This window comes from Trueperaceae bacterium (genome assembly GCA_002707365.1).
GTDB lineage: Bacteria > Deinococcota > Deinococci > Deinococcales > Trueperaceae > UBA6957.
Genome location: PAMQ01000010.1, coordinates 133,412 through 147,766 on the forward strand (window position 1 = coordinate 133,412; position 14,355 = coordinate 147,766).

Annotated in this window: 11 protein-coding genes and 1 pseudogene; 8 read left to right on the plus strand and 4 right to left on the minus strand. The window is 46.4% G+C overall.

Annotated elements, in window-relative coordinates:
* Nucleotides 1-226 precede the first annotated feature (226 nt).
* Nucleotides 227-697 carry a transcription elongation factor GreA gene (locus tag CMO31_04950; protein MAZ53348.1) on the plus strand — a complete coding sequence of 157 codons (471 nt, stop codon included), beginning with the start codon at nucleotides 227-229 and terminating at the stop codon, nucleotides 695-697.
* A 266-nt stretch (nucleotides 698-963) separates the two neighbouring features.
* Here the strand turns inward: CMO31_04950 and CMO31_04955 are convergent, their stop codons facing one another.
* Together CMO31_04955 and CMO31_04960 are read right to left on the minus strand one after the other, a co-directional pair.
* Complete coding sequence (locus tag CMO31_04955) at nucleotides 964-1,566, minus strand: hypothetical protein (GenBank protein ID MAZ53349.1); 603 nt, start codon at nucleotides 1,564-1,566, stop codon at nucleotides 964-966.
* Between the two features lie 1,104 nt (nucleotides 1,567-2,670).
* Entirely contained in the window at nucleotides 2,671-2,868 is a 198-nt protein-coding gene (locus CMO31_04960; GenBank protein ID MAZ53350.1) for a hypothetical protein, read from the minus strand.
* A gap of 272 nt (nucleotides 2,869-3,140) precedes the next feature.
* Here CMO31_04960 and CMO31_04965 point away from each other — a divergent pair.
* The 3 genes and pseudogenes from CMO31_04965 (at nucleotide 3,141) to CMO31_04975 (ending at nucleotide 7,539) form a co-directional block, all read left to right on the plus strand.
* Nucleotides 3,141-4,467, plus strand: a pseudogene (locus CMO31_04965) (deoxyribodipyrimidine photolyase).
* A 424-nt stretch (nucleotides 4,468-4,891) separates the two neighbouring features.
* Nucleotides 4,892-6,379, plus strand: coding sequence for a lysine--tRNA ligase (gene lysS, locus CMO31_04970; protein MAZ53351.1), 1,488 nt, complete (start codon nucleotides 4,892-4,894; stop codon nucleotides 6,377-6,379).
* Nucleotides 6,380-6,393: 14 nt separating this feature from the next.
* Nucleotides 6,394-7,539 carry a hypothetical protein gene (locus CMO31_04975; protein ID MAZ53352.1) on the plus strand — a complete coding sequence of 382 codons (1,146 nt, stop codon included), beginning with the start codon at nucleotides 6,394-6,396 and terminating at the stop codon, nucleotides 7,537-7,539.
* 67 nt (nucleotides 7,540-7,606) lie between these two features.
* On the opposite strand, the gene CMO31_04980 is transcribed toward CMO31_04975, so the two are convergent.
* Nucleotides 7,607-8,866, minus strand: a complete 1,260-nt coding sequence (locus CMO31_04980) for an aminopeptidase (GenBank protein MAZ53353.1) — start codon at nucleotides 8,864-8,866, stop codon at nucleotides 7,607-7,609.
* Nucleotides 8,867-9,162: 296 nt separating this feature from the next.
* On the opposite strand from CMO31_04980, the gene CMO31_04985 reads away from it, so the two are divergent.
* Nucleotides 9,163-10,494 (plus strand): ammonia channel protein, encoded by a 1,332-nt coding sequence (locus tag CMO31_04985; protein MAZ53354.1) that lies wholly within the window; start codon nucleotides 9,163-9,165, stop codon nucleotides 10,492-10,494.
* A complete protein-coding gene (locus tag CMO31_04990; GenBank protein MAZ53355.1) occupies nucleotides 10,494-10,847 on the plus strand; it encodes a transcriptional regulator in 354 nt (117 codons plus the stop codon). The genes CMO31_04985 and CMO31_04990 overlap by 1 nt, the downstream gene beginning before the upstream one ends.
* Before the next feature lie 199 nt (nucleotides 10,848-11,046).
* Here the strand turns inward: CMO31_04990 and CMO31_04995 are convergent, their stop codons facing one another.
* Nucleotides 11,047-12,114, minus strand: a complete 1,068-nt coding sequence (locus tag CMO31_04995) for a glucose-1-phosphate thymidylyltransferase (GenBank protein ID MAZ53356.1) — start codon at nucleotides 12,112-12,114, stop codon at nucleotides 11,047-11,049.
* Nucleotides 12,115-12,398: 284 nt separating this feature from the next.
* On the opposite strand from CMO31_04995, the gene CMO31_05000 reads away from it, so the two are divergent.
* Both CMO31_05000 and CMO31_05005 read left to right on the plus strand, forming a co-directional pair.
* Nucleotides 12,399-12,734 carry a gliding motility protein GldC gene (locus CMO31_05000; protein MAZ53357.1) on the plus strand — a complete coding sequence of 112 codons (336 nt, stop codon included), beginning with the start codon at nucleotides 12,399-12,401 and terminating at the stop codon, nucleotides 12,732-12,734.
* Nucleotides 12,735-12,845: 111 nt separating this feature from the next.
* Entirely contained in the window at nucleotides 12,846-14,072 is a 1,227-nt protein-coding gene (locus CMO31_05005) for a hypothetical protein (GenBank protein MAZ53358.1), read from the plus strand.
* Nucleotides 14,073-14,355: the final 283 nt, after the last annotated feature.

The following is a 14,355-nucleotide window of genomic DNA, read 5'->3' on the forward strand; positions in this document are numbered from 1 at the left end:
GTTCTGGTGATTTACGCCTGAGAAAAGCCAGAATGTGAAATTTTGAATATTTATTTGATGTTTAAGAAAAAATTCCACGCTAAATCGCAATTTGAACAAAGTACCAGGAACGTCATATGTTTGTGGTAGACTCGAGCGAATCGAAAGTTTAGTAGGTTGTTTGGAACTGTGGGGGGCAAGACTTCTCATTAGATGTGTTGGCTTTGTATGAGATGGGAGACGGGAGATGAGAAGGCAAGTTCAATTGACACAGCAAGGCTTTGAGCGCCTGAGCGGTAATCTCGAGCAAGAATACCGTAGGCTTGAGGAAGCCACCGAGATTTTGCAAGAGTTGACTGGGTCTTCTGACGACTATGACGATGCGGGACTTGAGGAAGCCAAGCACGAAAAGATTCGCATCGAAGAACGAATTGATAGATTAGAAGACGAGCTTAACCGTTCCATTATTATTGAGGAACACAAGATGGAGTCGGTTGAACTTGGGGCCGTTATTTCCCTGCAGGAGATTCAGACTAAGGAAGTATTTTCAATCCAGCTGGTTTCGCCTATCGAAGCAGGTGTGCTTGAAGGGAAGATTCCCAAAGTAAGTGATGAATCACCTTTGGGAAAGGCTGCTATGGGGCACAAGGAAGGCGATCATTTCAAAGTAACTATTAGTCAAAAAGAAACAGAATACGTCGTCATGTCTATTGAGTGAGGGTTTTAAAGACCAATAGGTTGCCTGGGATTTTCCTAAAGCCTAAAATTGGTGCGGGATATAGAGGTAAATCAGAGGAATTTAACAATGAAGTTGACCCTTTGTATTTTGCCGGGATAGACGCAATTTGCAGCTACAAAGTACAGGCAACCTTGTTGATAACTGTTTCTAGGGGTTCTCGGTGTTTTACAAGTCCATTTGGTACAGGTATTTTAGTTCGGTTGTAACTACGATATTTACCTAGATAGTACGAATCAAGTCTTAGTTTACTCGTCATACTGACTGGCTAACTTTATAATCTCATAAACGTTTCGTGCTTTTTCATCGGTGTAAGTCCCCTCGGCCATCCACAAAACGTCGCCTTCCTTCTCTACTAAAAGAGTAAGGATCGAACTTGTAGATGAAACTCCAAGGTTTCTTAGAAAATCCGTCCGGTCAAGATAAAGGGTGATGGTCCGGGCTCTAGTTTCGGGATCTTTAATGCCTGAGCGCATGCCACCCTCAATAATATTTCGGAACAGACCGTTGGCTTTGGTTAAGGTAGGTATTTCGTAAAAGTACATGCTTGGCAGATTTTCTTCGACGGTTTTAGCGAACGGAAGCCAAGTGTCTACTTCGTTTTGTTGGGCCTGAGAAAAGGCTAGAAAGATGAGATTGAATTGACCTTCAAAATCTTCGGGTAGGGAGTAATCAACACGATTCAAATTACGTCCAATAACGGGCGGAAAGGTTGTTATTGGCCTAGGGAGCTGTTTCACTGAAACCTCACTGACGTGCGGAGGCTGAGCAACACCGTAACAGCTAATAACTAAAACAGTTACCAATATAAACAGTAGTGGATGGGGGGTAAACAGGTTTAGGCTAGACATGATTAATCCTTTGCTTACTCAAGATGTCAACAAGTCTCTTAGGCTCATCGCAAATTGCAGCCTAAACATGACTTTTCTATTCTGCCTGCAATTTACTTGGGACACCACCTTAAGTTAAATCGGCACTGGTGTCTTTAATTCTGCCGAGAATTCTAGTGAGCTTACATTGCTTTGCTCGAAAAAAAGTGTAGTCCTAGTGGGGTTCTCTAAATTTTTACATTTTGCAATATTGGGTTTTGATGTTGGGGAGGAAGATGTGTCAGTTGGAGATGCGTAATAGTATTTTCCTCTATAATTAATTACCAGGCATTTGATTGTTATTTTAATTTTCGTGTTGAGTTTTGGAAAACAAGGGTAACCAAAAGAATTAATTCGGTGCTGAGTCCACATCCTTGGTAAATTCTTTCCTGGAGATCGTAACCGTGACCCAATTGACGTGTAGATAAGGCAGACTATGGTGACAGTGAGTTACACTGCGCAAAAGAGGCTTAAGACCAATTCTGGAGGTAGAATTCGTGCTTAAAATTACCGACTATATTCTATTGTTCGCTGCATTCATATCATTTCTTTTCTCAGTCTATCTTTGGTTTTCTGGACAGAAAGATGAGGGCGTGTTTGTAGGTATCTGGGTACCCTCGATACTTGCTTTTGGCGGGTACCTTAAGGTCGCTATGAGGAACCGGTGACATGAACAGTATAGTCATCTTTGTAGTGGGGTTATTTGTTACTCTTCTAGTAGCAATCTATGTTTACCTTATGTTTAAAGTTGGAGCCGTCGGCGAGTAGATTAAGATTGTATTTTGGGAAACCAAAGTTAGGTCTATGAGTCCATATATGTTAAGTCAAAAAGCTTAATTGTTTCACTATGTACCTCAGAATGGCGACCTTATTACCTGTTTCAAGGTTTTGTCTGGCTAGGTAAGTTTTGCGCCATCAATGTCTAACGTATATTTTGATAGGCAACTAGCTTCAATTCCAAGATGCAAATCTGGAGGTCTCGGGATATAGTGATTTTAGCCGTTTTTTGCGGATTATGAGTTGCCATAGACATAACTCATAGGGTTTTTCCACTAACCGTCTTACGGTACATGCTTAGAGACTTCTCTATTCCGGTTTCGTGTTGTTCTTAATTAATGCTCGATAGTGGGCCTTTACTCTGGCAATTGTTTCAGGTATTGGTTGGTTGTCTGGAAATCCTTGGTCTAACTTCGCCAGGATGCCTTCCAATGTAGGACTTTTTTCGTATGACACTGAAACAGGTGTCGCACTACCCTCGTTTTTCTTATCCTCTTGAGTCGCCATAAGTCGTTTCTCTCGCTTTGTAGTGTAGGTGCAGATTTATGGTGCGTCAAGGTCAAGTCAAATTTCACCGTTTACGGGGTGAGTGATAGGTTGTAATTTTAGAGAAAGGAGCTAAACGATACTTCTTTTCTTTCCGGTCGGCTCTGAATCATATTTCAGATATTTTTGCTTTGATATAAAGAGATTGATATTTGGCAAAGTCGTCTTCTTGTTCTATCTAACCTGGTTGTGGGCTACTGAGCTGAAGATGATTTCCGACTTAGGTTGGCAGTATGGAACTTGTCTGGCACCGTAACGATCTTCGGGTGCACGATCATCCAGCTCTTAATGCTGCTGTCGCGGGAGGACCTTGTCTGGGCCTAGTAATTATAGAACCCCGAGAACGCAACTACTTTTCAATTCGTCGACAAGCCTGGTTTAACATGAACTTAAGAGAACTTTCTAGAGCCTATCGGGATAGGGGCGGTACGTTAATAATCAAAAGCGGGTATCCGTGGGAGGTTCTGCCTGCTTTAGCTACTCAGACTTCTGCCACCGCGGTTCGTGCATTGAAGAGATACAGCCCAGATGACCAAGTGTGGGATAAAAAGACAGAGATGTCTTTGAGGATACCTATTTTTTGGCATGCTGGGAATTATTTGTATGAGCCTGGAACCGTGGTGAAGAATGACTCGACGTCCTATGTTATTTTTAGTCCTTATGCTCGCCGGGCCAAAAAATTTCCTTGGCCGGATCCACTACCGTCACCTGAAGTGATTCCCGGTCCTCAGACCACTTCTCTTGGAGAAATACCAGATGAACCTATTGATTGCTCCCTTCCTGAAGCAGGAGAGGGGCCAGCACTAAAATTATTGGGCAGCTTCTTGATTAATGGTGTTGAGAATTACCATAAAACTCGAAACGCTTTAGATGGGAGGGGAACCTCCCATCTTTCCCCCTATTTCACGCTTGGAGTACTATCTCCTCGATTGGCTGCTTCCGTCGTGACCAAATTGTCTGGTCCCGGCTCCGAGAAGTGGCTTGCTGAGCTGTTTTGGCGTGATTTCTGTGCCGATTTACTATTAAATTACCCTCAACTTTATATATTGCCTTTTGATCGGCAGTGGCTTAAGTTTCCCTGGCGTCATGATTTACAGAAGTTCGAGGCTTGGAAATCAGGCCGGACTGGTGTGCCGGTCGTGGATGCTGCTATGCGGGAGCTTAGGACTAATGGCTGGATTAGCAATCGGGCTCGAATGCTAGCAGCACAATTTCTAGTTAAGTACTTGTTTGTTCCTTGGCAATGGGGGGAGCGATACTTTAGAAATTGCCTAATAGATGGTGATTTAGCGAGCAACGTTGTGGGTTGGCAGTGGGCTGGCGGTTTAGGTGTCGACGCAGTACCGTATTTTCGGGTTTTCAATTTCGAGAGCCAAATAATTCGAGAGCCAAATAATGCAGCATGACCCGGAGGGTAGCTGGCTTCGTCGGTGGTCACCTGAATATCCAAACGGGAGCGAACCGATAGTAGATCTCGCTAGGATGCGACTTCAATATCTTGAGATTGCCCAGGCAATTAAGCGACATCCATCAGCGACTACTAGCAAGAAAATGGATTAATTATATAGAAGTGTAAGAGTAAGCCACTTAAGCAAATCTTTCCTCACCAATCAGCGTTAGTGGACTGTATGGAACAGATAAATATAAACCCAATTTATTCTAAGGTACTCTCCCAGAGAGCCTTGAAGCTTGTGGCGAAAAGGAAAGCCAAGGCGTCAAACTGTTCTCTAAACACGGTCAATGCTATCAACGAAATAACACGAATGTGGGCATTAAACCTGACCTCATCTTTAACTAACCTGACCTAATTTGTAAAACGCATCCCAGGTCGACGAATTACCGTGACTACAGCTCCACTATTAGTGGAAGAGATAAATTGACCGGATTACAGATAACGTTATCTGTAGTGGTTTTTTGTAGACTTAGCCCGTTGAATTACCCTAGCGTGTGTTCAACGCTTGCGAATTAACGTAAACTGACGTTCATGTCGCAGAAGTCGCTCCAGGAGCAGCGCGAGCAGCGGCTCAGGAACTTAGAGTCTTTGAGCGAGCGCGGTTTTGAATCCTATCCTCACCGCTACCGTTCTAGCCATAGTGCTGCTGAGCTTCATAGAGCTCGCTCGGAAATAACGGCAGGGGAAGAGTTTCCTGAGGAGCGGGTCGTGATTGCTGGCCGGGCAATGCTACTCCGTCGAATGGGTAAAGTAACATTTGCCACGCTACAGGATGCGTCAGGGCGTATTCAAGCTTATTTTCAGCGGGACCAGCTTAAGAACTATACTTCTGTTAAGAAAGTTGACCTTGGTGATTGGATTGAGGTCCACGGTAGTCTTTTTGTCACTCAGACTAAGGAACTTACCGTGCGAGTTGATTCGTTTAGGTTGTTGGCAAAGTCATTGCGTCCCCTTCCAGACAAGCATCGAGGTCTCGTTGATAAGGAAGTTCGTTATCGCCAACGTTACATCGATTTGATGGTTAACCCTGACAGGCGAGACACTTTCGTATTACGCAGTAAAGCCGTGTCATTCATACGTCGCCATTTAGATGACTTGGGCTTCATCGAAGTTGAGACTCCGGTATTGCAAACGATCCCGGGAGGTGCCGAAGCAAGGCCCTTCCTTACGCACCACAATGCTCTTGATTACGACTTTCATTTGCGCATTTCACTGGAGTTACACCTCAAGCGCTTGATCGTCGGTGGGTTCGAGGCAGTCTATGAAATCGGTCGTAACTTTCGTAATGAGGGTCTTAGTCACAAGCACAATCCGGAATACACGATGCTTGAACTGTATTGGGCTGGACGTGATTACCTTGAGATCCTGGAGCTTGTTGAAGATATGTATTCGAAGCTAGTGCAGGAAATTACCGGATCAATGATTCTCACCTATCAGGGACAGAAGTTGGACTTTACCCCACCGTGGCCGCGGATCGATTATACCGATGAGCTTGCAACGCGCATGGGTATCGAATTCGATCTCCTCGATGAGCAGCAGCTGCGTTTATGGGTGCATGATCATCACCCACCAGCAGATGGCGAAGAAGCACTTGGGAATCAAGCGTTCAATCAGGTGATGGATAAGCTCTATGATATTTACTTAGAGCCGCACCTAGTCGGGCCTGTATTCGTCATGGATCATCCACAGGTAATTAGTCCGCTGGCAAAGGTACACCCTAAGCGCCCTGGTTTAGTTGCTCGTTTCGAACCGGTAGCAGTGGGAATGGAGCTGGGCAACGCATTTTCTGAACTTAATGATCCACTAGATCAACGTGAGCGTTTCGAACTACAACAGCAGTTGCGTCAAGCTGGTGATGAGGAGTCCCCTCCCCTTGATGAGGATTACCTTGTTGCACTGGAGTACGGTATGCCCCCGACGGGGGGCCTTGGGTTGGGTATTGATCGACTAGCTATGCTACTAGCCGACGTTCCATCGATCCGTGACGTAATTCTATTTCCCCTTTTAAAGCCGGAGTGAGTAAACCGGTAGAAATGTTAGGTCGTTTAGGACCTATTCCACCGACAGCCCGGTCCCTGAGTATCGACATATTGCGTGGCTTAGCACTGTTCGGCATTCTCCTTGTCAACATGCTAGATTTTGCTGGACCGACTTTGAGGGCAGTGCCTATGACTGTTTGGGAATCTCCGGTAGACCAGATGGCAGAGTGGTTCGTTAGGGTTTTTGNTGAGGGTGCCTTCGCTCCTATTTTTGCGTGTCTTCTGGGAGTTGGAATAGCAATCCAGCTTCGCACTAAAGAAAATAGAAGGCCTATGCTTTTTCGCCGCTACGCTTGGCTGGTCCCTATAGGTTTGGTGCACGCGTTGTGTCTTTGGAGGGGCGATATACTCCTTGTTTACGCTTTTGCAGCTTTGGCCCTACTCGCCTTTGCATTGCGAACTACCCGGTTTTTATTCCGCTTTGTTACTGTTCTCTTCTTGGTTTTGACAACATTTTTTCTTTTTCTGGTTCTGTCGGTTGGAGATCCTGTTGGGGCAAATTTTACGGTGGTATTGGAACTCGTCCAACTCTATAGTTCTGGGACGTACTTTGATTTGCTTAGCGCTCGCTTCCCAGAGTTAATGGAGGGCCTAATTTTCTTACCGGTTGTTTTTGGGTGGATTATTATTGNGTTGCTTCTAGGTCGCTTTGGATTTCTTGAAGTTCCAGTGTTGCACCTACCTAGATTGCGCCAGCTAGTTTTGATACTGTTGCCAGCTGCCATCTTGTTTAAAGCTCTGTATGGTTTTTTGCTACTTGATTGGACAGTGGGCCTAGGCCTGTTTTTCACATACGGTTTTGCTGGGCCCTTGCTGGGAGCAAGTTACATGTTTGTCTTTATGCTTGTTCTTGCTTCTCCTGGGGCAGAGGATCGTTTTGTGCCCTTGGCTGCGGTAGGCAGAATGGCTCTAAGTAATTATCTTGCCCAGACCCTTATAGCAGTGACTATTTTTCACGGTTACGGANTGGGTTTCTATGGCAAAATCGGACCTGCGCTGGGCTTGCTCATAACGTTAGTGATCTTCGCCTTACAAATAGTAATTAGTATTTGGTGGTTGAGGCGCTTCTATTTTGGTCCGGTTGAGTGGTTATGGCGGAGCCTAAGTTATCGTAGACCACAACCATTTTTTAAAGGCTAGGCCTCATTTTCAAAACCAACTATGATTCAATTGCTTAGCGGCTTACAGAATGCAACTTTTGCCTTTTTCATGATACCCATTCACCTGCATGGAGAATCGCCTCAACAGAGCCATTTTCTCTCACCCCATCGATGTTCATCTCTTCCGAACCAACCATGAAGTCTACGTGAGTGAGGCTCTGGTTGATTCCGGCTTTCTCAAGGGCCTTGTCCTTTTGTGATTCCCACCCACTGAGGGTGAAAGAGAAAGCGCGACCAATAGCCATATGACTTGAAGCGTTTTCATCGTACAAAGTATTGAAAAAAAGTAATCCTGATTGGGAAATGGGACTAGAATTTGGGACTAGAGCTACTTCACCCAGGTGGCGTGCTCCCTCATCGGTTTCGAGAATACCTTCGAGAGTTTCGAGGCCGCTATCAGCCCAAGCGTCTACTACTCTGCCGCTTTGGAAGCGTAAGCCGAAATTCTCGATTAGTACTCCGCCGTAACTCAGTGGCATTGAAGCCCTAACCACACCCTCGGCGTGGTTACGATGTGGGCTAGTGAACACTTCTTCGGTTGGGAGATTGGCAATGTAGGATGTGCCACGCTGGGTTAGGAATCGTGCGTTCATCCAACAGTGTTTCTGTGGGAGTCCAATCTCTAGGTTAGTTCCAGGTGCCCGGTAACGGAGAAGTTTGTAGCGGCGGCTGTTAAGGTGTTTTAGAATTCGGTCAAGAGTGCCTATGTGAGTGTCCCAAGCAGCTACGGGATTAGTGTTATCAACGCGAACGGCTTTGAAAACTTCGTCCCACAGTCGCCTCTTTCCTTCCTCTGTGGGTAGTTTAGGAAATACGCGAGCGGCCCAGGCATCGCTGGGTACAGTCACTATTGTCCAGTTGACCATCTGTCGGTCTCGAGATTCGTTAAATGATCGCATTGCCTCATTACCTGCGCGTTGGTGGCGGCGTACTCGTTCGGGATCCTGATCAGCGAGAAGATCAGGATTTGGTGAACCGACGTATATTACGGCATCTCCCCTTTCCCCTGCACGAGTCATGGCTTCTCGTCGCCATGAAGGAACAAGGTCGAAGCTGTCGTCTGGGGCAAAGTTAAAACGTGTCAGCGTTACGCTGGGATCATTCCAAAGAACATCTACTAGTTCGGCTCCAGCTCTATAAGCTTCTGAGGTTATGCGACGCACCATTGGGGCAGCCTCTATTGAAGCATCGATGATGAGCCGTTGTCCCGGTTGCAGGTTTAGCCCGACACGAACCGCCACCTCAGCATATGCGGCTAGTTTTTTTTCAAATATTTGTACATTTGTGACTTGGTTATCTTTAGGCATAGCAATGCATTCTATCTGGATTATGGTCGGTTGCGGGATCATGAACTTTCGGGTTTACTTTTTAGCCGGGTCCCTGTAATGACAACATGGTTGGATTTAACTAGAGGTTGAAATGTGCACGGTGTTAACTAAAATGTGAACAAGAAACATAAATTAGTAACATTCGGGGATCATTTACGCATACAAAGTGGTTTCATGGCGCATTTGTGATTGACACCAAGCAACTATTTTGCTAATATCGAGCAACTTGGTGGAAAAATTCCACCTCAGCTGATTTAGTGGGAGGTTGTAACCGAATGAAGAAATTTTTTGCTCTACCTACCTTGATGGTGATTGGCAACGCGTTTGCTCAGGAATCCACCCTCGATCCTGCAGCTACGGCATGGATTCTTGTTTCTACTGCCTTTGTGTTTCTCATGGTAATTGGTTTGGCCTTCTTTTACGGAGGATTGGTTCGACGTAAGAACGCTCTCAACACCATGATGATGAGTTTCGTGTCACTCGGAGTCGTCGGTCTCACCTGGTCCCTCTTAGGTTATAGCTTTGCCTACGATGTCGGTAATTGGTTCGTTGGTGGTTTTAAATTCGCATTCCTAAACCATGTCGGTCTCACGGGTGATGGTGTGCCAGCAATCCTTGATCTCGCTTTCCAGGGGGCCTTTGCAATTATCACTGCCGCTCTTATCTCTGGTGCGGTGGTAGAGCGAATGCGTTTCAGTGCGTTCATGCTGTTCATTGCTCTTTGGAGTCTGGTGATTTATGGGCCTCTAGCCCACTGGGTCTGGGGTGGCGGGTTCTTATCNACGCTTGGGGCNATTGATTTTGCGGGCGGCACGGTAGTACACATCAATGCTGGAGTAGCTGCACTTGTACTAGCTTTGATGATTGGCAAGCGTCGCGATTATGGAAAAAAAGCTATGCTCCCCCATCAGGTTCCTTTTACGTTGCTTGGTGCTGGTCTNCTGTGGTTTGGTTGGTTCGGCTTTAACGGTGGTAGTGCATACGCCGCTGATGGTATTGCCTCACTTGCACTCGCAAACACGCTGCTTGCTCCAGCAGCCACAATAGTCATTTGGGCCATCATCGATCTTTTCCGTGTTGGGAAGGTAACTGCAGTTGGTCTTGCAACGGCGGTTATTGTTGGCCTTGTTGCCATAACGCCTGCGGCTGGCGTGGTATCGCCTTTGGCCGCCATCATTATTGGTTTGATTGCGACCTTTCCAAGCTACGCTTTCATTACGTGGCGTGGCAANTCAAGTCTAGACGACTCACTAGACGTCTTTGGCGCCCACGGATTAGGGGGTATTTCCGGTGCCCTCCTGACGGGTGTGTTTGTCTCTACAGCGTGGGGAGGCGAGGTGTCTGGTAGCTTCAATCAATTCATTATTCAACTTGTTGCTGTAGGGGTAGCCATAGTGTTTAGTGGCCTAGGGACCTTTATCATCGCTCGTATTGTGGGTCTGTTCGTGCCACTCCGTGCAGAGGAAAAGCCGGAGGAGCAAGGTCTTGACGTGCCGATGCATGGTGAGGAAGCTTACGGTGACGGTGAAGGAGCCCTACTGATCCCTATCAGCACTTCGACCAAGGCCGCTCAGGTAGCCACGGGTAATTTGGAGAACCAGTCATGATGAAGCTTATTACTGCTGTCATCCGTAAAGAGCGACTGAATTACGTTCTAACTGAACTCTTTGAGAACGGAATCCACGGGATTACTGTTACTCAGGTTCAGGGCCATGGTGGGGAGACAGAGAAGGTCGAGACGTACCGGGGTCTTACGGTAAAAATGGGTTTAACGGAAAAGATCCGTCTTGATATTGGCGTAACAGAGCCCTTTGTTGATAAGACTGTTGATGTGATTCTACAGACGGCAAGGACTGGTGATGTCGGTGACGGCAAGATTTTTGTCTTGCCAGTGGAGAAGGTCTATCGAATTCGTACTGGAGAGGAAGACGCTGAAGCCGTAACGCCGGTGCTCAATTAGCTGCCTTAAAGTTATAAAAGTACTCACCTTNATAGGGAGCCGGCTTCGGGCTCCCTAATTTGGTTAAATCCCCAAATTCATAAGAGATCGGGACTAATAAAATTCCTACTATCAAGGTTGTAGTTTCGCCTATTAACGTTACGTCGATTGGGATATCACTCGACTAAATCTCCGTTAGGAAAGAGTTTGTCACCAAGGCCTATGGTTGCTGTAGAGTGACCTTACTATTGTCACCGATGATCAGGCGGTGGGTATTGGGTTGACTAGAATCACCGCAGATTTCGACATCCTCACCAATAAGACTTCCTTGCAGCCGTGTTTCGATAGTTTTGATCCGGGTGCGATTCCCAACCACGGTGTACTCGAGTTCTGCCTCGAAAATAGAAACTTCTTTACCGATAGTAGTGAAAGGCCCGATATATGCGTTCTCTATGACGGCACCTGACGCTATTATGGCTGGTCCGCAGATAGTCGTGTCACGTACAATTGCTCCTGATTCAATCACCACGTCACCAGTGATCTGGGTGTTTTCGACCTCACCTTCTATTCTTCTGCGGAGATTAAGAAGCTGAAGGCGGTTGGCGTCGAGAATATCCTCGGCTTTACCAGTGTCTTTCCACCAGCCATCAACTAGCACTGGTCGCACGTTTCCCCCTGAGTCTAATAGAAGTTGAATCGCGTCTGTGATTTGATATTCACCCTTGGCACCTGGTTCCAACACCTCTATGGCATCATGAATAGAAGTGTCAAAAACATAAACACCTGCTATAGCTAGATTGCTCGGAGGGACCTCTGGTTTCTCAACAAGTTGCGTGATGCGGTCCCCTTTCACTACAGCTACCCCCAGGGCCCTTGGGTCTTCAACTGGAACCAGCGCTAAAGCCGCGTTGACATCCGAATCAGTGTTGAAAGCCTCAAGAAAATCTCTAATTCCCTTCTCGAAGATGTTATCGCTTAGGTACATGACAAACGGTTCGTCGCCAAGGAATTCTCTTGACACTTTAACGGCATGAGCCAGGCCCTTCGGTTGGTTCTGCAAAATGAATTCGAAGTTTGTATCGGAGAACCCTGTGAGTACTTCTTTCAGGGCTTCTGCGGTGACCTGGTTTACTACTACACCGATCTCAGTGATGCCGACCTCGATAAGATCCTGAACTCCGTAGTGGATAAGAGGTTTGTTGGCTACATAAATCGTAGGCTTTGGTCTCAAGCTGGTAATGGGTCGTAACCGGGTGCCGAGTCCCGCTGCGAGGATGAGTCCTTTCATTATCTATAACCCCCCACTCATTGGGACGATACCGCAGAATGACCTGTGTTGAAGTCAGACATGTTCGTTAGGGAGTCGGGCAATAGTGTCCTATTTCGGCTTGAAATAGGGTTAGATTTTGTCTGACGCTTCAAGCATTCGTGTCAAGGCATATCGTGATGTACAAACTGAGATCAAGAACCGTATGTGTTTGTGAGCAATTTTTCTGGTGCGGTGAGGCTAAGGAATACCGCAAAACATAAAATCTACTGAAAAACCTGGTTTGCCATATTAAGATGCCATATATGACAACTTCGGACATACACGTGTCGGTTTCCATGGACGATGAGGGAATTCAGGATATCCGTTGGGAGGCTGATGACGCTCCTGAACCAACTTCCCAGCAGGCTAAAGCTATGATATTGGCGCTATGGGATGGGGTGGAACGCAACGCGATGCGTATCGACCTTTGGACCGTAGATATGACGGTCGATGACATGAATGATTTTGTTTTCCAGACGCTTATATCACTTGCCGATAGTTACGGAAGCGCCACTGGTAACAAACCCATGTCTGCCGAACTGAAGATATTTGCTCGCGAGTTTGCTGAGAAGGCGAGCCGGGCAGAGGGGCGACAGTAACTGTTTGCGTGAAAAACCAAATAGCCTAGCAATCTTGCTACGTCAGTGGGCTATATGATCTAAACTCGCCTTGTGAGAAACTTTTTTTGTCTGATCATAATTCTTGGGATTATGGCACCTGCCTTGGCCCAGACTGGTACATTTTCTCGAATTGCTTTTGTTACTTTGGAGGGTCAGCTCGCGACTGTTCAACCTGATGGAAGTGACCTTGTTCTACTTACCAGAGGAGACTCAGAGTTGTTCAGGTTTCCAGCATGGTCGCCAGACGGGCAGAATCTAGCTGCAGTGCGTGATCGTAACAATGAGGGAGCTGTTGTAGTTTTTACCTTTACTGAAGATAGTGTCGAGCAATCTGTGCTCTACACAAGCAAAGCTGAACCACCTTTCTACCTCTATTGGTCTCCAAACAGTCGAATAGTCAGCTTCCTAGCAAACAATGCCCAAAGTGTATTGGCACTACATCTTGCCAACGTGGGAGATAATTTTGAACGAACATTGGCGGGAGGGAGTCCTCTATACTGGCAGTGGGCTGCTAACAGTAGCCAAATGTTGGTCCATATCGGGTTTGCTGGTTTTGGGGCCCAACTTGGTTTCATAGATATCGTAAATGACGCAGTGATTGTTGACTTGGATGACCCAGGATTTTTTCAAGCTCCTGCCATTTCGCATACCGAAAAGTTTGTTGCTTATGCGAAATCCTCAACCGAAATTGGTAACAAAATATTAGTTCGCCCTACCAATGCCGATTCCCTGGATGTTCAGGATTTTGAACACAAAGGACATGTAGCGTTAGGCTGGAACCCAACCAAGGATGTCTTAGCAGTAATGAGTCCTCGGGAGCCCTATGCTACTTTTGCTGGCCCTATAGATCTTATCGATCCTAACTCAGGATCAACCGAACAGCTCGTTGATGGGAANGCTATTGCATTTTTCTGGTCACCCACTGGTCAACACCTGGCTTATTTGACCCGTGCGGGTGGCCAGGCTGGTGAGTTTGCGTCAACTGCAAACAAATCTTTCGCGAAAATACGGACAGATGGCTCACGTTATCGAGTAAAACAACAACGCCCTTTACTGCTTAACCTCTGGGTCATAAATATCGAGACAGGTAACTCGGAGTTACTGGCTACTTTCGAGCCAACACCAACTTTCTCCCGGCAGTTCTTACCCTTCTTTGACCAATACTCTCGGTCGCACCGATTGTGGTCACCAGATGGGACTGCGCTGACTGTCCCAGCGATGGGTGAAAACGGCAACTCCCAAATCTTGGTGGTGAACTTGGACGGCACCATAACTAGCATTGCGACAGGTGATATGCCCTTTTGGAATCAAAGATAGGGACGGTAGAAATTCGCCACTTGGCAGATAGGTACTGAGTTTCATGCAAAGCCACAACATTGAGTTGGGATTCCGGCATGCTTTCCAACCGGTTTTCCAAGATGAGCAGAACTTCTCTAAGGTGTTAAGTCAGGCCTACAAGCGCCAGTTCGAAGTGGGGAAACCCACCCTAGAATACTGCTGAATTGGGTCCTAAAATCACGAGACTGAAGCTTTACCCAGATTCACAAAGGATTGAATAAGGTTGAGACTGCTTAAACCACCATCATTGTTTAAGAGATTT

What these genes read in the sequence shown, in the direction of transcription:
- CMO31_04950 (MAZ53348.1), top strand. Translation starts at nt 227, where the DNA reads ATGAGAAGGCAAGTTCAATTGACACAGCAAGGCTTTGAGCGCCTGAGC.
- CMO31_04955 (MAZ53349.1), bottom strand. Translation starts at nt 1,566, where the DNA reads ATGTCTAGCCTAAACCTGTTTACCCCCCATCCACTACTGTTTATATTG.
- CMO31_04960 (MAZ53350.1), bottom strand. Translation starts at nt 2,868, where the DNA reads ATGGCGACTCAAGAGGATAAGAAAAACGAGGGTAGTGCGACACCTGTT.
- lysS (MAZ53351.1), top strand. Translation starts at nt 4,892, where the DNA reads ATGTCGCAGAAGTCGCTCCAGGAGCAGCGCGAGCAGCGGCTCAGGAAC.
- CMO31_04980 (MAZ53353.1), bottom strand. Translation starts at nt 8,866, where the DNA reads ATGCCTAAAGATAACCAAGTCACAAATGTACAAATATTTGAAAAAAAA.
- CMO31_04990 (MAZ53355.1), top strand. Translation starts at nt 10,494, where the DNA reads ATGAAGCTTATTACTGCTGTCATCCGTAAAGAGCGACTGAATTACGTT.
- CMO31_04995 (MAZ53356.1), bottom strand. Translation starts at nt 12,114, where the DNA reads ATGAAAGGACTCATCCTCGCAGCGGGACTCGGCACCCGGTTACGACCC.
- CMO31_05000 (MAZ53357.1), top strand. Translation starts at nt 12,399, where the DNA reads ATGACAACTTCGGACATACACGTGTCGGTTTCCATGGACGATGAGGGA.